Source organism: Bacillus cereus group sp. BfR-BA-01524 (assembly GCF_022662595.1).
GTDB classification, from domain to species: Bacteria; Bacillota; Bacilli; order Bacillales; family Bacillaceae_G; genus Bacillus_A; species Bacillus_A thuringiensis_S.
Map to the genome: position 1 here is coordinate 12,748 of NZ_JAKUDW010000004.1, position 19,205 is coordinate 31,952.

Here is a 19,205-nt window from a genome sequence, read left to right on the forward strand (position 1 = left end):
CAAACTATTGCAATGCTAATTTTTACCTTTTCACTATTTCTGTAGTGTTTTATTCGTTAATCGAATTGTATAATATACCTACATAGTAAATTCAGGTTATTTTTGACGTATTATTGACATCATTTTGTCTGAAATATGTCTTTTGTCATTTTTTTGAATCAGATTTTCCTCATTAGTAAAATGTGTTTTTTCAATATACGGCTTACTTTTATATCTATAAAACAATCGTGTTTTTCTTCATACACTTGACTTTTAACCGAAAAAATGTCCTCGCATCCACCCTTGATAAATGCTTGTTTTTTGTCAAGAGAAAAATGTATTTCCAAAATTCAAACTCGAAATAATGTTATTCAAAAATAGAAAATAACTTCCCTCTCCCTCGATTAAAAGTTCATTTTTTTGTCATTTTTCCATAACAAATAAAAAACTGAGAGTCAATTAGACTCCCAGTTTTTTTATTTATTTTGCTGTATGTTTTCTAACGGCTGGTAAAATTTCAGTAGCAATTAATTCAATATTTTTCTCAATTTTATCAAATGGTACACCGCCAAAATCAATTTGTGCCATAAAGCGTTGTTGGCCAAACAATTCATATTGGTAAAGCATTTTCTCAATGATTTGTTGTGGGCTACCAACCATTAAAGCATCACGGTAATCTATTGCATTTGTAAATTGCTGTTTCGGATACCCACCACCGCGCAGTGTAAGCATACCAGCATTAATGTGAGGGTAATATTCACTAAGTGCATCTTGTGAATTTTTTGCCGTATAAAATAAACTCGTTGTCGCAACTGGTAAACTAGCTGGATCAAATCCACTTTGCTGAGCAGCCTCGCGGTAAGCATCTACTGACACTTTAAAGTTAATTGCTGGACCACCAAGTGTTGTTATCATCATTGGCACACCTGCACGTCCTGCTTTAATTGCACTAGCTGGCGGTCCACCAACCGCACGCCAAATTGGCAGGTTATTATTTTTAGCTCTAGGGATAACTGAAGCATACTCAAGTGGTGCTCTGAACTGCCCATTCCATGTTACATGTTCCTCTTTATTAATTTTTAATAAAAGATCCATCTTCTCTTCAAATAACTCTTCATAATCATTCACATCATAACCAAGTAAACTATATCCTCCAATACGAGATCCACGACCAGCTACGATTTCAGCACGACCATTAGAAATCAAGTCAATGGTAGCGAAATCCTCATATACTCGAACTGGGTCAGATGTACTTAATATCGTTGCGGAACTTGCAATTTTTATATTTTTCGTAGCTTGCGCGACCGCACCTAAAATAACTGTATGAGCTTGCGTTGTAAAATGCGTTTGATGACTTTCGCCTACAGCAAACACATCAAGCCCTGCCTCATCTGCTAACTTAGCTGTTTCAATTAGTTCGTGAATTCTTTTTTCTGGCGTAATTTTCTCCCCATTATGTGGATTTAAAACATGATCGCCAATTGAATATAACCCAAACTCAATTCCTTTTCTTGTATCTATACGGTATTTTTCCATAGTTACTCTCCCCTTTAATAATGTAGTATTAGTTTTTCTTCTAAAAACGTTGGTAAGTCAAGTATATCTCCGTATTACCTACCTCGTCACTTGATTAGTCAATTGATGAGGTAAAAAAAATTACTCTTGCGGTAATTCTTTTTTTTCACTATGTTTATGAACTTTCGTCATCAGCTCGTATAATATTTTCTGCTCTTCTTCATTTAATACATCATCAAAAAACGAAGATTGAAATGCAAGTTGCTCTGGCAAGGCTCTCTCTAAAGCTGCTTCTCCTTGCTCTGTAAGACTAATTGTTTTCGTTTTCCAATCTTGTTTTCGTACAATATATCCTTCTTTTTCAAGACGAGTTAACATTCGAGAAATGCCACCTTGTGTAACAGTTACCTTTTCAGCTAACTCCATTTGTGTTAGTGGTTGATACGTACGTATTTGCAAAAGCACATCAAATTGAGCTGTCGTTAAATCAAAACGTTTTAAAAACTCATTTGACATTTGATTACTTTGGTTCGTAAATCGTATTAAACGTAACCATATTAATGATCCTATCGTATTATCACGCATGTTTCATCACTTCCTAGCGTTCATCTTACCATCACTTTACTACGCAAGTGATAAAAAAGCAAGAGAAAATGTAATAAATATAGCGATAGAGTATTGCATAAATAATGATAAGTAAGAATTCATATAAACATGAATTCTTACTTATCATTATTCTTAACTTTTCATTTCATTCATTACTATATTTAAAGCTGCCATAGCTTTTGGCCAACCAACGTAAAAAGCCATATGTGTTATTAATGCAACCAATTCATTCTCCATAACCCCATTTTGTTTAGCTAGCTTCAGATGAAATGGTAATTGTTCTGTATTACCGAGACTGATTAGTGCTGACACAGTACACAAACTTCTTTCTCTTAATGTTAAAGTGGCATCCCGCCACACTTCCTCAAACAATATCTTTTCACTATAATGAGCAAATGCAGGTGCCATTTCTCTCATTTTCTTTTTAATCTGTACTTCAATAAGTTCATTCTTCATTTTTTTCTCCCTTTATTTTCACCATTTGTGCTATTCCTTGACCAAATGACCAGTTTTCAGCAGCTGTCTCATTTAGTGTAATAAAAATATCCGAAACTTTAACGTCGGAATATTGCGGGATTTTTAAGGATACAGATTGATACAAATCTTTTTTCTGTTGCACCGTTCTTCCCGGTCCACATGTAATAGAAACATATATCATATTCTCTGTTCTCTTTTCTCCTCTTTCCAACAAATAATATGGATTATATAAAAATTTGTTTTGTTGATAAGGTAAGAACATTTGAAAATAATCATTTTCAGGGATGTTAAAATGTTCAATTAATGAAAGATGGATACATTTACCTATTTCCCCCAACTTTTCCTCATTTAATATGTTTTCAGGATAATAAATCTTCACAAAAGGCATAGATTTTCATTCCTTTTCTTAATTTTAATATACAACAAAATTTCATCGTGAAATGTGTAAAATCTCATATACTGTAACACCCTTAGTCACTACAATATCAGGCTTCTCTTCATAAAACTCAAACCTACTGTATCCCCATTTATCCGGATTATAAACGATTACATTCCCTAAACACTTTTCATTGTTTTGTACATTTTCATTCATCTTGTTTAATTCAGTCCCAATCAACGTTTTACTTTGAGAAATACTTCCTGCATATTCAACAACATATCTACTTTTCTTAAATCCATCACTTAGATTAACAACTAACGGAACACCTATATTTATTTGTTGCCACCCAAACGATTGTAAAATATTATCGTAATACCCTTCAAAGATAAATTTATTCATCCCTTCATGACCATTCCAAATATATAAAGGTGCATAGCAGTTATAAAAATTCCCGTTTTTCTCCGTTTCCGTAATTAAATAAGCTTTAAAATTTAGTTCTTGGAAACCATCAGTTTTATAGCCATTATCCTTTACCCTTTTCTTAATAATCTCCATGTCATAATCCTTTGGAAGAATGACCTTATATTGCATTCCAATCATGTTTATCACTCACTTTCAATCTTATATACATTATGATAAATCGATAAGTGGCTAACGTAAAATAGGTATAAATTATGTTTGGTATCATTTATAATGATAGTGCATAAGGGGCTGAGATACTTGGAAATAAATGATCTTATTATATTCAAAACTGTAGCCAGTGAGGGTTCTATTAGTAAAGCTGCTAAAGAGTTAGGATATGTTCAACCGAACGTAACTGAGCGAATTAAAAAATTAGAACAAGAGTTAGAAACACCTTTACTACATAGAGATAACAAAGGCGTTTCCTTATTACCTGCTGGTGACATTTTATTAGATTACACGAATAAAATATTAACTCTATTAGAAGAAGTAAAAGATGAAATTAAAATGAGTGGTTCTTCTTATATAATAGCGACGTCACAATCTATTTTGACAAATTATTTAAGTAAGCGTATTGCAGAAAACTTCAGAAATTATCAAATATATGTAGAAAGTAGTAGTCATTTGCAAAAATTACTGCAGCAACAAAAAGTTGATATGGTCATAACTTATGAGGATTATCCTGACGCATCGTTTAAAAAAGTGTTCACGACCTCAATTTCTGTAGGCTTATTAAAAGCGAAAGAAAAATGTACCATTGATTATTCAAAAGAAATTTTCTTCGTTAGCAATGACAAAAAGTGCCCTTTTAGGAATAAGACAATACAATTCCTAAAAGAAAACAATTTATCTCAGCGCCAACTTCAACAGTTGGATTCTTATTCGCTTATGGAAGAGTTTATTAATGATGGAAAAGGAATAGCTTTTTTACCGATTAAAAATGATACATTAGTAATAATTGCAGATGTTCCCATTGAGAATTTCGCTGTTCATTTTTTTACGAATCAAACCTTTATAAAGCATATCCCTGATGAACTATTTGATTAATAAAATGACTTCGTTGACAAACTTTTTTCAAAATAAAAATCCCTCTTTAACGAATCTAAAAGAGGGATTTTTATTTTGAATACAATTGATTTTTCACACGTTTTGCTCCACTTCTGTACTTTTCTCCTTCTTATTCCTTTTAAAACCCTTCAATTTCTTAACCGTCCCAACCAATCCTTTCGGAAAAACAAGTAGCACGATAATATACAATAAACCTAGAATAATCGTCCATCTTTCAAAAATCGGATATTCCGTCGCCAGTTCTGATAAATAATATTTTAGTGATTCAATAATCCCAGATCCAGCAATAGCTCCAATTAACGTTCCGACCCCTCCAATCATCGTCATCAATAATGCATTTAATGTCATTTCAATTGAAAATACAGTCGTATTGACAAAGCGTAATGTAATAACAAATAAACCACCGCTAATTGCAGCTACTATTCCTGCCACTACACTTGCGATTATTTTATAATGGAGGACTTTATATCCAAGTGCTTCAACACGTTGTTCATTTTGTGAAATCGCCTTTAATACTTTCCCAATAGAAGACTTTGTAAAAAGACGTAATAGAATAAAAATGAAGAGTAAACATATAAGTGATACATAATAAAAAGTAAAACGATCACGGAATATTTCTGGTACCCCAAATGTAAAACCATCTCCTCCGTGAGTAAGCCCACGCCATTTTTCAGCAAGTACGAAAAACAACTGTGAAATAGCAAGTGTTAACATTGCATAAAAATGACTTTTCAACCGTAAAGAAAGCAAACCAATTATATAACTAACGATTGCTGAAACAATAATTGCAGCTACTATCCCTATTAAAAAATTCGTTATTGATACGCCTTGCCGATCAAATAAAAGCGCTACCCCATATGCTCCTATCCCAAAGAACATACAATGACCGAACGATACAATTCCTGTATACCCAAGCAATACATCAAAACTCATTGCAAAAATAGCAAAGATGAAGATTTGAGTGAACAAAATTAACAGGCTGCGTGAATCATTTACGAACGGAAATACACTTAAACAAATTAGCATACATACTCCGAAGTATACTTTAATTCGGTCCGATGTGTTGTTCACCATTTCACCCCTTTTCACCAACAAGCCCAGTTGGCTTTACTATTAAGAAAAATAGTAACATTAGCATATTAATTGCAAGTGATAAATCTGGTATAAAATACGCTGTAAAAGCACCAGCTAATCCGACAATTAAAGACGCAAGAGCTGAACCTTGTACGCTTCCTAATCCTCCGATAATTACTACTATAAAAGCTAAAATTGCATACTGCATGCCCATCTCGGCGAAAATAACGCCCGAATACGGTGCTAATAAGAACCCTCCCAAAGCTGCCATCCCTGCTCCTAATAAAAAGACGAAAGAAAATATCGCTTTTACATTAATACCAAGCGCTTGAACCATTTCTTTATCCATTACACCAGCACGGATCATAAGACCTATCTTCGTCTTTTTGAGTAATAATAGTAGTGCAATGTAAATAATTATCCCAATCAAAATAACAAATAGACGGTATTTAATTAATATAATACCTCCGGATGTAAAACTTCCTTGTAACCATAACGGTAATTTTGCACTAATAGGGTTTGGCCCCCAAAATATTTTAATACACTCACTAAGAACGAGCATTCCTCCAAGCGTAACGAGCAGCTGTCGAACATGATTTCCATATACTGGTCTAATAAGAAACCTTTCTAAAATAAATCCTAGGAACATTCCCATAGCTACTGCTCCAACAAAAGCTAATATATAACTTCCTGTCATATTAAATAACCAAACACCTGTAAATGCTCCCCACGCAAATAAACCACCGTGTGCAAAGTTTAAAACGCTCATTAGACCGAAAATAAGTGAAAGACCTGATGCTAACAAAAAAATGAGCATCCCTGTTGAAATCCCATTTACAAATAAATTTATTAACACATCCATCCTTTTCACCTCGGGTTCATGTTAAGAGATTCCTAAATATTTATGACACATTTCCTTATCCTTTTTTAATTCATTCATAAAACCGTTATGAACAATTCGTCCGTTATCCATAATGTAAAAATAATCGCCAATTTGACTAGCCATTATAAAATTTTGCTCAACAAGTAAAACTGTTGTTTTCTCTTTCATCTTCAAAATAGCTACCATTAATTTCTCCACCATTATCGGGGATAGCCCTTTGCTCGGCTCATCAATAAGTAATAATCCATCACTATTAATAAACGCTCTTGAAATAGCCAACATTTGCTTTTGCCCTCCGCTCAAGAGCCCACTTTTCTTATTCCAAAACTGCTTTAAATCCGGAAATAGTTCCAGCATCCACTCTATTTTCCCTTCTACTTCTTCACCTTTTCCCCTAGCAAGAGCGAATGTTTCTTCTACTGTCAAATCATGAAAAATACCTTGATTTTCTGGTACATACCCTATTCCTTTCCTTGAAATTAAATGTGTAGCTAATCCACTTACTTTTGCACTATCATAATAAATTTCACCATCTGCAATCCGGTGAAACCCCATAACTGAACGTAATGTCGTTGTTTTCCCTGCCCCGTTTCTACCAAACAGTACAGTAATTGTCCCTTTCTCAACAGCAAGAGATACTCCTTGCAAAATATGAAACTGATCTAAATACGTCTCTATATTATTCACTTGTAATAGTGCCACTATATAATCCCCCTAAATAAGCACTTTGCACACGCTCATCTTTCATAATTTCTTCTGGCAATCCTTCAGCTAATAACTCTCCATGAAATAAAACGATAAGATGATCTGACAAACCTAATATCATATCCATTTTGTGTTCAATAAGTACAATTGTGCTCTCTGGATGTTTCTTAATATTTTCAATCACTTGTAATATAGCAGGTACTTCCTCAACCGAAATACCTGCCGTCGGCTCATCAAGTAATAACACATCCGTTTTTAAAGCTAATAACATCGCAAGTTCTAGCTTTCTTTTCTCTCCATGTGCTAAATCTTTCGCTAATACGTTCTCTTTCTCGTGAAGTAATACTGTTTTTAAGAAACGTCTCGCCTCTCCAACTTGTTGCTTTAATTTTGCTAGACTCGGGAAAAAACTATAGTAATCTTGTACGAATGATTGAACACTTAAACGGACATTTTCAAGTACCGTTAATTCGGGGAATATGTTTGTAAGTTGAAAAGAGCGACCGATTCCTAAGCGTGTTCGATCTGAAATCGATAGTTTTGTAATATCTTGCCCTTTAAAATACACTTCACCTGTTGTGGGTGAAATCTGGCCACTTAGTAAATTAAACAATGTTGTCTTCCCTGCACCGTTTGGCCCGATAATAGAAATGAGCTTTCCTTTTTGGACAGTTAAATTCACATCTTTAATAACATGATGTTCACCAAAAGATACGCTAAGATTTTTCGTCTCTAGCAAATGTGTCACGAAATCCCTCCCTTTAAAGCCGTGATTTTGAAAGAAATACATATAAAGAGGGTCCCCCCTCTTTATATAAGAAAACAACAGAAAATTCAGTCTATTTACTTTGAAGTGGTGGTTCTGTTTCTTTCATCGTTAATTCTCGCTCTAACACTGGCACCGGATAATCAACACCATCTTGCTTTTTCAATGTGATAGAATACAGCGTCTGCATCGCTTGGTGGTCCTTCTCTCTAAACTTCATCTTTCCTTTCGGTGTATCAAATTCCATTCCTTCCATTTTCTTAATCAAGGTATCTACATCTGTATCACCTTTTGTTTTCTTTAAGGCTTCTACAATAGAAATTGCTGCTGACATTCCTCCCGCTGTAAACAAATCTGGTACTGCACCATTAAAACGTTTTTTATGCTCTTCAACTAGCCAATCATTCACTTTATTTTTTGGAAGTGTGTGATAATATACAGAAAAACCTTGCATACCTACTAATGCATCCATTGTTTTTAATGCTGGTATATCTGGCGCACCTGTAGAAATTTTAATACCTTGCGCTTCCACATTCATATCTTTCAACTGTTTCCAAGGTGAATTTGCCCCTGCCCAAACGATAAATAAATAATCTGGTTTTGAACTAATGATATTTTGAATATTCGCTGTAAAATCTGTTGAATTTGTATCCGCGTATTGCTCATTTACAATGTTCGCACCTAATTTTTTCGCACCCGCTTTAAATGCAGCAATCCCTTCACGACCAAAAGCGTTATCTGGGGCAAATGTCGCAATCTTTACATCTTTTTTCGCAATTGCTGCTGCTCCTGCAATCGCATCTTGTGAGGAACTTCTTCCAGTTCTAAAAATATATTTATTCCAGTTCTTCCCGGTAATACTATCCGCAACTGCCGGTTCTACAACCATAATCTTTTCATATTCTTCAGCCAGTGGTAAAACCGCTAACGTATCACTTGAACTAGACGATCCAACTAAAAAATCAACTTTCTCTTCTTCTAATAACTTCGTAGCTTTTTTAACTGCTACATCCGCTTTCGTTTCTGTATCTTCTACAACAAACTTAATCTTTTTCCCATCTACTTTCCCAGTTCCACCAGTTGCATAGTCTAACCCTAATTCAAATCCGTTCACTGTTTGTTTTCCATACGATTCTAATGGACCTGTTAATGAGGCAAGAACCCCTACTTTAATCGTTCTTTCATCCTCTGTACTTGTTTTCTTCCCTGAACAAGCTGCCGTTATTAATAATGAACCTAGAACACAACCAGTAAACATCGTCTTTAGCCACTTACGTTTTTTCATCGACATTGTGATCCTCCCCATACTTTACTTTCTGATAGAATCAAACACGCCAAAATCCCCTGTCCGTAATCATGACTAACTAATTCGATAGATAATGGAAAACTCTTGTAGTACCCTCTACATTCGGCACAAATATATAATCACCTTCCTATGTAATGGAAACGGACATACAATCAATATATATTCTGCAATCCAATTGAAAATACTGTTTCATTTCAGTAATGACCATACAAAAAGACTAACTTATTTTTAAGTTAGTCTTTTCCCCTTAATTAGAGTTAAGTTCTACTTTCTCTAACCCTTCAGCCAATTGTTTCTTATCTAGTCCTTCTCCTATTACTACTAAGTTTGTCGGGAAACCGAAGTCTTGTTCTAGTAAAGTCGGTACTCCGAAAGAATATTGGAATAGGTGAGGGTATTTATCTCCATGGAATTTCACAAAACCTTTCACTCGATAAATACTATCTGGTAAATTCGAAAGCCATTCATATAATTTGTCTTGATCGATCGGTTTCGTAAATTGATACGTCATCGTTTGTATATGTAAATGCTGTTTGACATGTAGTGTCTCATGTTCCTCATCATTTGTAAATTCTGCTTCTTCTATATCTTGTAAAGATATATTACAATACTTCGTCTCATATATTTTCGCATGATCATTTATTGCCTTTACTTCTTCAAGTACTGTGTTCTTATCTTCATCTGTTAGTAAATCTGCTTTATTAACAAGAATATGACTACCAAATTTCAGTTGCTCATGCAATAGCTGTTGTACATTTGCACTTAATATACTTCGGTTTAACCACCTTACTGCATCTAAAACGACTACAATTGATTTCACTTCCAGGAAAGGAGCTAAAATTGGTGAGACACACGCGTCTAACACTTCAATTGGATGCGCAACACCTGTCGTTTCTATATAAATTACATCTGGTCTTTCTTGTTGGTATAACGAATGTAATTGTATTTCAAGCTCTTCTTTTAACGTACAACAAATACAGCCTTTAAGAAGTTCTCTTAAAACATTCTCTTTTCCAATAATATCTGTATCTACCGAGTATTCACCAATTTCATTCATTAATACTGCAACTTTTCTATTCTTCTTTTTCTCTGCTAACAATAAATTTTGTAATAATGTTGATTTTCCACTACCTAAAAAACCACCTAATATATGAATCTCCACTTTATTCATTCAACCGACCATCCATTTCTTTACTTCAAATGTATTCAAAGCGTAATAATTACGATTTATATTTATCATTTTATTAAAAGAATGACCATTTGTAAATATAAGAGATTCACTGTTCATTTACTTCATATGCAACTCTAACTCCAGACTCAATTGCTCCTTGCATCCATCCATGTGTTAATGTCGTATGCTCACCAGCAAAATGGACTTTCCCTGCCGGTGATGTCATATATGGGAATAACTCTAGCTCTTGCCCTGGTTCAAAAGCTGTAAATGCTCCACAAGAATACGGATTCTTACTCCAACTAAATGATGTACCAGTAACAAATTCACTATAAACTACATTTCCATATATTTGTGCTAGATTATTTAATGCATACCGCACACGTTCCCCATTAGGTAAACTATCCCAAGTTAAAGCCTCATCCGCCCACGTATAACTAGCCAACATAACAGCCGGTCCCGGCGTATGAATGCCATAACTCGGATAATATGTAAATCTTATAGGCAAATCGGTAATAGACTTACCTCCGCACTGCCCTTCTCTTTCCCAAAATCTACTTCGAAATTGTATTGCAATTTTAGTCGCAGCGATATAATTTAATTCGCGGATTGCGCGTCTTTTAAAATAAGAAAATAAGTGATACGGCTGGATTTCTACGAATCGTAACGCGGAAAATGGAATGGTGACAATCGCACTGTCACCTGTAATTATAAACCGCTTTAACGTTTCTCCGTTGTTTACTTGCATCATTACTTTATTATCTTCTTGTATGATTTTATCAACCTTATATGGCATTAAAATATGTTCCCTTAATTGTGGTAAGAATGCATTCGATAACTTATCCATTCCACCAGTTATTTCATAATATTTCGTTGTTGAAGTAAAGAAAATCATTTCACGTAATACTTCAATTAAGGACATTCCCATATAAGCTTCCATATCAAGAAGTACCCCGATCATATCTATTGCACCATCTGAATAATACTCTGTTAAAAATGACCCAAGCGAGTATGTTTTATATTTTTTTTCTACGATAATCCAGTTTGTATTAGGATCTTTTTTAATAAAATTAAGTATGGGTTCTAATACCACTAACATTAATTCTTCTGCCGTTTTTCCTTTTTCATTCTCTAAAACTGGATATTTAAGTACACTCGGATCGTTTTCAAACACACTCAGTCTCGTTCTAATATTATTCGTATAAATGATATCTAAAGGAGTTTTATTAATAAAAAGATTTAACGGTAGTTTAAATTTACGAATGTAAGCTAAAGTTAACTTATGAGTTTCAGGAATCCTCATTGGTCCTGCATTAAAATATAAACCATCGCTAAACGATTCACGAATCGTATATATTCTCCCGCCTATTCGGTTATTCGCCTCTAAAATCGTTACTTTATGACCTGCTTCTTTTAATAACGATGCTGCAACTAACCCTGAAATTCCTGCACCAACAATAATAATCTGCTTTGGATTGTTCGTTTTAACGAGCCCCACATTAATAATATGAAGCATTCTTTCCATCGTTAATGGCTGCTCCATGTCCTTTTCCCCTTTTATAAAGGATTTTACTGAATTATATTCGGTTACCTTCATTCCTATGTTTTGGGCAAGGAATTACACGGATACATTTTCAAATACTTGAATATCTTTTATAAAATGTAATAAACTAGATATGACTCTATAGAAGTAAGACGTATTATCTTACATAATAAAATCAATGAAATTGCGAGGAATTTTGAAATGAAAAAAGGTATTAACCGTGTTGTATTAGTAGGAACAGGAGCAGTTGGATGTAGTTATGCTTACTGCATGATTAACCAAGCCGTAGCTGAAGAATTTGTTTTAGTCGATGTAAATGAGGCAAAAGCTGAAGGGGAAGCAATGGATTTAAGTCATGCTGTTCCATTCGCACCAGCTCCAACTAGAGTATGGAAAGGCAGCTACGAAGATTGTAAAGATGCTGACCTTGTAGTTATTACAGCTGGATTACCACAAAAGCCAGGCGAAACACGTTTAGATTTAGTTGAGAAAAACGCTAAAATCTTTAAACAAATCGTTCGCAGTATTATGGATAGCGGATTTGATGGCATCTTCTTAATCGCAACAAACCCTGTAGATATTTTAACTTACGTAACTTGGAAAGAATCTGGTTTACCGAAAGAACGTGTAATTGGTTCTGGTACAACACTTGATTCTGCTCGTTTCCGCTATATGTTAGGTGAGTACTTCAATATTGGCCCACACAACATTCACGCTTATATTATCGGAGAACACGGCGATACTGAACTTCCAGTTTGGAGTCATGTTTCCGTTGGTATCCAAAAACTACAAACACTGCTTGAAAAAGACAACACGTATAATCAAGAAGATTTAGACAAAATTTTCATAAACGTCCGTGATGCAGCTTACCATATTATTGAGCGTAAAGGCGCAACTTATTATGGTATCGGTATGTCACTTCTACGTGTTACAAAAGCAATTTTAAACGATGAAAATAGTGTATTAACTGTATCAGCTTACTTAGAAGGTCAATATGGTCAAAAAGATGTTTACATCGGGGTACCTGCTGTTTTAAATCGCGGCGGTGTTCGTGAAATTTTAGAAGTTGAACTAAGTGAAGAAGAAGAATTAAAATTCGATCACTCTGTTCAAGTATTGAAAGAAACAATGGCTCCAGTTCTTTAATTAAGATAAAAAAGCAATCCAATTTATTTTGGATTGCTTTTTTTATTTTCATTATCCCCTATGACTTTTTAATGATTTTCTATCATTTCTTATTTTCCAGTCGTATCCTCATTATTTATATCAAACACATCTAATAAAAAAATAAAGATTGGTATGCCGATAATAAGCCCCCATATTCCGAGGAAATGCTCTGAGAAGATGAGAATCATAAATGTATAAAAGATTGGTAAATTTGTTTTTGCAGACATAAACTTCGGATTTAAAAAATAACTTTCAAGAGCATGGATGACTGTTATGAACACGATTATGTATACTACGTACATAACCCCGCCTACGTTGTAAGCAATGATACAAAGTGGAAACAAAGAAATAATCACACCTGCAACAGGAATCAACCCTAGTAAGAAAATCATAACAGCTAATACGAGTAGCTGTGGAAATCCTAAAACGATTAATGCAATGACAGTAAGAATACAATTTACAACGGCAATTAAAAACTGAGCTTCAATTACTTTACCGAACGATCTTGCAAATCTTTCACCAAAATATGCAATTTCCTCATAAAAGATCTTTAGCTTACTGTCTTTAAACTTAGATGTAAATGTAATAATACGCTCTTTTTCTAATAAGAAAAATAAGCTTAAAATTAGAGATAATAATATTTGTAAACTTACCTTCCCTATATTTGCTATTGATTGATATATGACATCTACACCTTGTTCTATATATTTTGATACTTCCATCCCATTAATTGTCGAAAGTGCATATTTAACGATTTCATTATCAGGTGGATTTTGAAAAAACAGTTTAAATTGATAAATTAATTGTGAAATTTGTATCGTCAGCACAGGTAAATATTTATATAATGTTGTGCCTATAAAGGAAACTAGTATTATATACAAACATGCAATAACAATTTTCCGGTTTACTTTCAATTTTCTTGAAATAAAACGTTGAAATCGATCCATTAAAAACGTCAGTATAAACGTAATTAATATTAAATTGATCATACTTTTTAATGCATATAATACAAGCGCTACTATTATTAAAACGAGAAACCGTTGAAACCCTCTACTTCGAAAAAAACTCTTTACTTCATTCATTAAGAATTAACCTCCCCCTTCAATGGATGGAAATTGAATATATTACATTTTATGAACTCCTATAGACAATCTTTCTTACTAATTAAGAAGAATCCTTTTTTCTTTTCATATTGTTAGATTCGTTTAACTGAGATCCACCAACATATTTCGGTGGATTACAGTTATTTTTCATATAATTTTTTATAAACTAGGTGATTTTCTATTTTTAGACTGCTGTTCATACGCATATCCAATATTGAAAAGCTCTTTTTCACCAAACTGTTTCCCCACAAACACTACACCGATTGGTTCTCCATTTTTATCATATCCAGCAGGAACCGCTAATTCCGGATAACCAGCTACAGCTGATAGAAGGACTTCATCGTTATTAATCATAACTAGAGCATCCAAACCTTTTTCTACTAAATACCTATCTAGCTCTTTTCTTGCGTTTTCTCGACTCGTTTGCACTACGTTTTCGAACTCTTCTTTCGTTATAGCAGATTTTTCAGACCCCTCAATTAATGTTTGTCCGTATTTTATTCGTCTTTTACTATCCTTTTTATTAAACGCTATAATCTCTTCTAACGATTTTACCGGTACATTCTTTTGCTCTGAAAAATAGTCGTTTACATTATGCTTGAACTCATATTCTAATGTTTGCAAATTATCTACCCCCCCATTGTTTAACTGAATATAATCAGTCAATATTGCACCTGCATCTTGAAGGTCTTTTCTAACTTTTTCTGCTACTGCTTTTCTATTTTCATCTTGTTGGTCTACAGAAAAAAGAAGGCCTATCTTTTTCCCTTTTAATCCATCTATTGATACATCCTTTGTATAATCAATTCTTTCTTTATCTTTCATTTTTTCTGTCATAACATCTTTTTCGTCATAACCTATCATTGCATTAAATAACGTTGCTGCATCTTTTACCGTTCTTGCCATAGGTCCTGCTGTATCAAGAGTTTCAGCTAATGGAATAATTCCTGTTCTGCTTACCATACCTAAAGATGGACGTAAACCAACTACTGATTGCTGCGTTGCAGGTGCAACAATCGATCCCGTCGTTTCTGTTCCAATTGCAAGCGGCGCAAAATCTGCCGCAACTACTGTAGCAGATCCTGAACTTGACCCTGAAGTATCGAATGTGACCGGACCGTACGGATTTAAATTTTGTCCTTTCTTCCCACTATACCCGCTTGGCATTGTAAAAGATAAATAGTTCGCCCACTCAGACATATTCGCTTTTCCTAAAACAAATGCCCCTTCTTCTTTCAACTGCTTCACAATTGTTGCGTCTTGATCTGCAATCCAATCTTTTAATACATAAGTTCCTGCACTAGTCGGCATCACTTTTTCCGTCTGTACATTATCTTTTACAACGACAGGAATACCATATAAATTCGACTTTTTGTTTCTACCTCGCTCTTGATCTAACTTTCTTGCTTCTTCCATCGCATTAGGATTTATCTCTGTAACAGAATTTAATGTTATTCCATTTTGATCATGTTCTTGTATTCTAAAGAGATAAATACTCGTTAATTCTTCATATGACAACTTTCCATCATCAATCATTTTTTGAAGCTCATCTACAGTCGCATTTACGACTTCTTTTTCTTTTATCTTTACATTTTCTATATTGATTCCTTTAAGCTGATTATGTATCGGTTGTAGCACTCTTTCTTTATCATATACAATACGCTCTGGTTCCTTTGGAAAATAATTTTTATACACGTAATATCCGCCGGCACATGCTAATAAGACAATGCCTCCAGCGATAGACAGCGTTACCTTTACCCATTTCTTCATGTTGTTTCCTCCACTCTATAAGGTGCTTCTTTAATACGAAAAAGAGAGTTACCTTTTACTTAACTCTCTCCAATCAAAATGCTAAATGAAAAAACGAACGATTTCAATCTAATTACTTCTTTTTTTGCATTTGCTTCGCTAACATTTCTTTCACTTGATTATACGTTAACCCTGAATTTTTATTTAAACGCTTTACTTCCTCAACATCAGTACCTACCACTGTATATTTTTTCTCATCATTCATTTTTCTAATTCCCTTCTCACCGGATTATTTCTTATATTTCTTCCCTAAATGCGTATAAATTAACACCACTACAAAAAAGGAAGCTGTTTTTAAGCACAGCTTCCTTCTCGTTACATATTGTATTTCTTAATAAAATTTCACTACATCTTCAGTAGGCAAGAACGTTCTTTCTGCTGGTTGTTCGTTTGGTTCACCAAATGGCATTTGACCTACTAAGCTCCACTCTGCCGGAATGTTCCAAGTTTCTTTCACTTCAGCATCTACGATTGGATTGTAATGTTGTAATGACGCCCCAATTCCTTCAGCAGATAATAGCATCCACACAGTGTGTTGTAACATCGCATTTCCTTGATGAGACCAGAATGGGAACTGATCTTTATATAATGGTGCATTTTCTTGCATTTTTTCTACAGTTGCTTGATCTTCAAAGAATAGAACTGTTCCTACACCTGCATGGAAGCCTTTTAGTCTTTCTACAGTCGCTTCAAAGTTTTCTGCTGGTACGCGAGCTCTTAGTGTTTCTTTAACAATATCCCAAAACTTTTCATGCTCTCCATCCATTAATACAACCATACGACCACTTTGCATATTGAAAGATGTTGGTGCGTGTAAAGCTGTTTTTAACACTTCTTCAATTCTTTCTTTCGTAATTGCATCGTTTTTTGTTACTTTACGAATTGAACGGCGGTTCACGATTGCTTCTTTTAAGTTTGTTGTAGTTGCTGACATTTTAATTCCTCCAAATGTTTGTTTTATAATTTATTTTGTTATTTCATAACAAGCGAATTAGCAATATCCATCAGTATTACATTGCATACCTTCAAATGAATTTGTTTTATCCTTTTCAATTTCTTTATCAATGACCCTTTCTAGTGTTTCTTTACTAGCAAGTCCTTGAATGACTTCATCTCCAATCATGACAGTTGGAACAGCCATAATCTTTGCTTCATCATATGCGTGCTGAATTGCTTCTTGATGCTTTTCTTTATATTTACGAGTTACTAAGGCATCTTTAAATTCCGCCTCAGGAAGTCCTACTTCTACCGCTAATTTTGTTAACACATCAATATCTTCAATGTTTTGCTCTTCTTGGAAAAATGCTGTGAATACGCGGTGATGATACTCATTACCTAGTCCACGTTCTTTCGCAAATTGACATCCTTCGAAAGCTAAATGCGTATATGGATGTGGTGAAACACGTGGCAAGCGCATATCAATTCCTAATTTCTTCGCTGTCGGAAGAATGAAAGCATCCCATGAACCTAATTTTTCTGGCTCATTCCATGGATCAATTTTTGAATATGGACTTGGACGTAATTCAAATGGCATCCATTCAATCTCTACATCTTTCTCTTTCGCTACCTCATCTAGTGGACCTTTTGCTAAAAAACAAAACGGACATATAAAATCTGAGTATACTTTCATTTTTACAGTCATAACTTTTACACCTTACCTTCATCGTTGTAATTGAATCGGTTACATTAATGGCAAAAAAATATAAATATTATTTAAGCATTCATTTTTTCTTGCAAAGTTTCAAACAATTGCCCCATCGTAATAGTTCTCAAAACTTCTTCCATCGCGGATTGCGCTTGAATTAAAATAATTTCTAACACCGCTTGAATATTCGCCCCAATTGGACAATCTGGATTTGGTTGCTCGTGAATGTGAAATAGCTTGTCTTCTTCTACTACATTCACTGCATGATACACATCTAACAATGTGATTTCATGTAAATCTTTTAGTAATCCCGCGCCACCTGGTCCACGATTTACATAAACAAAGCCAGCTTGTTTCAAATACGACATAATTTTACGAATGACTACTGGATTTGTATTCACACTCTCAGCCATAAAGTCTGAAGTGCATAGTGAAGATGGATTGTTTTTTAAAATAGATAAAATATGAACAGCTATAGAAAAGCGGCTACTAATTTTCATCGTAATCACCACCTTAATGTAATCATTATAGTTACAACGAAAAGATAAGTCAATCCTTTTCATAGATTTTTTTATAAGTAAATTAAAAAGTGTCCCATTATAATATATGAGACACCCCTTTTTATTCTGCAAATAGCGCTTGAAATTCTTCAATAAATAGCTGCACAGCGATTGAAGAATCCTTTAATGAAGGAACAGCTAAAGCAATTTCTCTCCATACTTGTGGTTCCAATTCTCTCGTTTGCACATTTTTTGGTAAATTTGTTAAAGATAATTCAGCTAATATTGCAATGCCTAATCCTTCTTGAATCATATTTAAAGCTGTAGTAACTGTCGAAATTACATACTCAGCCCGAAGTGGTACGTTTGCTTGTTTAAACATGTCAATAATAGGTGGTTCGTATCCGCCCTTACATAATATGATTGGTTCATTCTCTAAATCACTAATGGTAATAGAGTCCTTCTTACAGAGAGGATGATCCTCTCTTAAGATAGCAACCATTTTCCCCTTCGTTAATGGAACAATCTCCATATCTTTATTAGGCAAAATAACAATTCCTATATCAATAACCCTCGATACTAACCAATCTTCAACTTCTTTAATCGTTCCTTCACAAAGAACTACTTCTAAGTTCGGATACTTCTCCTTAAAAAGGTTTATCATTTTGGGTAAGAAATGTGCAGAGGCACTCGGAAAACTACCAATTCGAATCGTCCCAACTTCGTGTCCTTTCTCCATCGCAACTTCTTGTTCAATCTTCTCTACACCGTTCAAAATCTCTCTAATATGTACAAGAATCCTGTTTCCTACATCCGTAATGAGGAGCCCTTTTCGTTTATCACGTATAAGAATAGTAACGCCTAACTCTGACTCAATACTTGAAATCGCATGACTAACAGCTGGCTGCGTCATATTTAATACCCTGGCGGCCTTCGTAAAACTACCTAACTCAACAGTTTTTATTAATACTTGCAGTTGTGTAATGGTCATAACTAATCACTTATACTCCTTATAAAAAAGATTCATTTTATTTATTACAGTCGATA

At 34.2% G+C, this 19,205-nt stretch carries 21 protein-coding genes; 2 read left to right on the forward strand and 19 right to left on the reverse strand.

From position 1 onward, the window contains the following. Window positions 1-459: 459 nt before the first annotated feature. The 5 genes from MR170_RS02170 to MR170_RS02190 form a co-directional block, all read right to left on the reverse strand. Window positions 460-1,515 carry an LLM class flavin-dependent oxidoreductase gene (locus MR170_RS02170; RefSeq protein WP_098630041.1) on the reverse strand — a complete coding sequence of 352 codons (1,056 nt, stop codon included), beginning with the start codon at window positions 1,513-1,515 and terminating at the stop codon, window positions 460-462. 120 nt (window positions 1,516-1,635) lie between these two features. Next, the gene (locus MR170_RS02175) at window positions 1,636-2,079 is read right to left on the reverse strand and encodes a MarR family winged helix-turn-helix transcriptional regulator (protein WP_001205523.1); all 444 of its coding nucleotides are present in this window, start codon (window positions 2,077-2,079) and stop codon (window positions 1,636-1,638) included. A gap of 153 nt (window positions 2,080-2,232) precedes the next feature. After that, complete coding sequence (locus MR170_RS02180) at window positions 2,233-2,556, reverse strand: carboxymuconolactone decarboxylase family protein (RefSeq protein WP_016082019.1); 324 nt, start codon at window positions 2,554-2,556, stop codon at window positions 2,233-2,235. Then, window positions 2,546-2,965: a tautomerase family protein gene (locus MR170_RS02185; RefSeq protein WP_016082020.1), complete on the reverse strand. Its 420-nt coding sequence runs from the start codon at window positions 2,963-2,965 to the stop codon at window positions 2,546-2,548. Before MR170_RS02185 ends, MR170_RS02180 begins: the two co-directional genes overlap by 11 nt. Before the next feature lie 42 nt (window positions 2,966-3,007). Then, on the reverse strand, window positions 3,008-3,556 hold the full coding sequence (locus tag MR170_RS02190; RefSeq protein WP_088115746.1) for a DUF4865 family protein: 549 nt from the start codon (window positions 3,554-3,556) through the stop codon (window positions 3,008-3,010). Window positions 3,557-3,676: 120 nt separating this feature from the next. Here MR170_RS02190 and MR170_RS02195 point away from each other — a divergent pair, with 120 nt between their 5' ends. Continuing rightward, entirely contained in the window at window positions 3,677-4,465 is a 789-nt protein-coding gene (locus tag MR170_RS02195) for a LysR family transcriptional regulator (RefSeq protein ID WP_029442020.1), read from the forward strand. Between the two features lie 93 nt (window positions 4,466-4,558). Here MR170_RS02195 and MR170_RS02200 read toward each other — a convergent pair whose 3' ends face one another. From MR170_RS02200 to MR170_RS02230, 7 genes are all read right to left on the reverse strand, one after another. Beyond that, the gene (locus MR170_RS02200) at window positions 4,559-5,512 is read right to left on the reverse strand and encodes a branched-chain amino acid ABC transporter permease (RefSeq protein ID WP_016082023.1); all 954 of its coding nucleotides are present in this window, start codon (window positions 5,510-5,512) and stop codon (window positions 4,559-4,561) included. A gap of 49 nt (window positions 5,513-5,561) precedes the next feature. Beyond that, a complete protein-coding gene (locus MR170_RS02205; RefSeq protein ID WP_242307003.1) occupies window positions 5,562-6,422 on the reverse strand; it encodes a branched-chain amino acid ABC transporter permease in 861 nt (286 codons plus the stop codon). 21 nt (window positions 6,423-6,443) lie between these two features. Further along, entirely contained in the window at window positions 6,444-7,145 is a 702-nt protein-coding gene (locus MR170_RS02210) for an ABC transporter ATP-binding protein (protein ID WP_029442019.1), read from the reverse strand. Beyond that, window positions 7,123-7,896 (reverse strand): ABC transporter ATP-binding protein, encoded by a 774-nt coding sequence (locus tag MR170_RS02215; RefSeq protein ID WP_029442018.1) that lies wholly within the window; start codon window positions 7,894-7,896, stop codon window positions 7,123-7,125. The genes MR170_RS02210 and MR170_RS02215 overlap by 23 nt, the downstream gene beginning before the upstream one ends. Before the next feature lie 91 nt (window positions 7,897-7,987). Next, window positions 7,988-9,205, reverse strand: coding sequence for a substrate-binding domain-containing protein (locus tag MR170_RS02220; protein ID WP_242307004.1), 1,218 nt, complete (start codon window positions 9,203-9,205; stop codon window positions 7,988-7,990). A 262-nt stretch (window positions 9,206-9,467) separates the two neighbouring features. Then, complete coding sequence (locus MR170_RS02225; RefSeq protein ID WP_029442016.1) at window positions 9,468-10,391, reverse strand: CobW family GTP-binding protein; 924 nt, start codon at window positions 10,389-10,391, stop codon at window positions 9,468-9,470. A gap of 106 nt (window positions 10,392-10,497) precedes the next feature. Beyond that, entirely contained in the window at window positions 10,498-11,934 is a 1,437-nt protein-coding gene (locus tag MR170_RS02230; RefSeq protein ID WP_016082028.1) for a flavin monoamine oxidase family protein, read from the reverse strand. Between the two features lie 201 nt (window positions 11,935-12,135). Between MR170_RS02230 and MR170_RS02235 the strand changes: the two genes are divergently transcribed. Next, window positions 12,136-13,080, forward strand: coding sequence for an L-lactate dehydrogenase (locus tag MR170_RS02235; RefSeq protein WP_000715327.1), 945 nt, complete (start codon window positions 12,136-12,138; stop codon window positions 13,078-13,080). 89 nt (window positions 13,081-13,169) lie between these two features. On the opposite strand, the gene MR170_RS02240 is transcribed toward MR170_RS02235, so the two are convergent. The 7 genes from MR170_RS02240 to MR170_RS02265 all read right to left on the reverse strand — a co-directional run bounded on the left by MR170_RS02240 (window position 13,170) and on the right by MR170_RS02265 (window position 19,149). Beyond that, a complete protein-coding gene (locus MR170_RS02240; protein WP_016082029.1) occupies window positions 13,170-14,183 on the reverse strand; it encodes an AI-2E family transporter in 1,014 nt (337 codons plus the stop codon). Between the two features lie 180 nt (window positions 14,184-14,363). Further along, window positions 14,364-15,974 (reverse strand): amidase family protein, encoded by a 1,611-nt coding sequence (locus MR170_RS02245; RefSeq protein WP_242307006.1) that lies wholly within the window; start codon window positions 15,972-15,974, stop codon window positions 14,364-14,366. A gap of 112 nt (window positions 15,975-16,086) precedes the next feature. Continuing rightward, window positions 16,087-16,218 carry a hypothetical protein gene (locus MR170_RS32210; protein WP_000997344.1) on the reverse strand — a complete coding sequence of 44 codons (132 nt, stop codon included), beginning with the start codon at window positions 16,216-16,218 and terminating at the stop codon, window positions 16,087-16,089. 126 nt (window positions 16,219-16,344) lie between these two features. Continuing rightward, the gene (locus tag MR170_RS02250) at window positions 16,345-16,947 is read right to left on the reverse strand and encodes a nitroreductase family protein (RefSeq protein ID WP_001277021.1); all 603 of its coding nucleotides are present in this window, start codon (window positions 16,945-16,947) and stop codon (window positions 16,345-16,347) included. Between the two features lie 57 nt (window positions 16,948-17,004). Further along, a complete protein-coding gene (locus MR170_RS02255; RefSeq protein WP_098867235.1) occupies window positions 17,005-17,655 on the reverse strand; it encodes a DsbA family oxidoreductase in 651 nt (216 codons plus the stop codon). 71 nt (window positions 17,656-17,726) lie between these two features. After that, entirely contained in the window at window positions 17,727-18,158 is a 432-nt protein-coding gene (locus MR170_RS02260; protein ID WP_043935013.1) for an Rrf2 family transcriptional regulator, read from the reverse strand. Between the two features lie 121 nt (window positions 18,159-18,279). After that, entirely contained in the window at window positions 18,280-19,149 is an 870-nt protein-coding gene (locus MR170_RS02265) for a LysR family transcriptional regulator (protein WP_016082033.1), read from the reverse strand. Between the last annotated feature and the right edge of the window lie 56 nt (window positions 19,150-19,205).

What these genes read in the sequence shown, in the direction of transcription:
- MR170_RS02250 (WP_001277021.1), bottom strand. Translation starts at nt 16,947, where the DNA reads ATGTCAGCAACTACAACAAACTTAAAAGAAGCAATCGTGAACCGCCGT.
- MR170_RS32210 (WP_000997344.1), bottom strand. Translation starts at nt 16,218, where the DNA reads ATGAATGATGAGAAAAAATATACAGTGGTAGGTACTGATGTTGAGGAA.
- MR170_RS02205 (WP_242307003.1), bottom strand. Translation starts at nt 6,422, where the DNA reads ATGGATGTGTTAATAAATTTATTTGTAAATGGGATTTCAACAGGGATG.
- MR170_RS02245 (WP_242307006.1), bottom strand. Translation starts at nt 15,974, where the DNA reads ATGAAGAAATGGGTAAAGGTAACGCTGTCTATCGCTGGAGGCATTGTC.
- MR170_RS02170 (WP_098630041.1), bottom strand. Translation starts at nt 1,515, where the DNA reads ATGGAAAAATACCGTATAGATACAAGAAAAGGAATTGAGTTTGGGTTA.
- MR170_RS02230 (WP_016082028.1), bottom strand. Translation starts at nt 11,934, where the DNA reads ATGGAGCAGCCATTAACGATGGAAAGAATGCTTCATATTATTAATGTG.
- MR170_RS02240 (WP_016082029.1), bottom strand. Translation starts at nt 14,183, where the DNA reads ATGAATGAAGTAAAGAGTTTTTTTCGAAGTAGAGGGTTTCAACGGTTT.
- MR170_RS02185 (WP_016082020.1), bottom strand. Translation starts at nt 2,965, where the DNA reads ATGCCTTTTGTGAAGATTTATTATCCTGAAAACATATTAAATGAGGAA.
- MR170_RS02180 (WP_016082019.1), bottom strand. Translation starts at nt 2,556, where the DNA reads ATGAAGAATGAACTTATTGAAGTACAGATTAAAAAGAAAATGAGAGAA.
- MR170_RS02265 (WP_016082033.1), bottom strand. Translation starts at nt 19,149, where the DNA reads ATGACCATTACACAACTGCAAGTATTAATAAAAACTGTTGAGTTAGGT.
- MR170_RS02235 (WP_000715327.1), top strand. Translation starts at nt 12,136, where the DNA reads ATGAAAAAAGGTATTAACCGTGTTGTATTAGTAGGAACAGGAGCAGTT.
- MR170_RS02260 (WP_043935013.1), bottom strand. Translation starts at nt 18,158, where the DNA reads ATGAAAATTAGTAGCCGCTTTTCTATAGCTGTTCATATTTTATCTATT.
- MR170_RS02175 (WP_001205523.1), bottom strand. Translation starts at nt 2,079, where the DNA reads ATGCGTGATAATACGATAGGATCATTAATATGGTTACGTTTAATACGA.
- MR170_RS02255 (WP_098867235.1), bottom strand. Translation starts at nt 17,655, where the DNA reads ATGACTGTAAAAATGAAAGTATACTCAGATTTTATATGTCCGTTTTGT.
- MR170_RS02220 (WP_242307004.1), bottom strand. Translation starts at nt 9,205, where the DNA reads ATGTCGATGAAAAAACGTAAGTGGCTAAAGACGATGTTTACTGGTTGT.
- MR170_RS02200 (WP_016082023.1), bottom strand. Translation starts at nt 5,512, where the DNA reads ATGCTAATTTGTTTAAGTGTATTTCCGTTCGTAAATGATTCACGCAGC.
- MR170_RS02225 (WP_029442016.1), bottom strand. Translation starts at nt 10,391, where the DNA reads ATGAATAAAGTGGAGATTCATATATTAGGTGGTTTTTTAGGTAGTGGA.
- MR170_RS02190 (WP_088115746.1), bottom strand. Translation starts at nt 3,556, where the DNA reads ATGATTGGAATGCAATATAAGGTCATTCTTCCAAAGGATTATGACATG.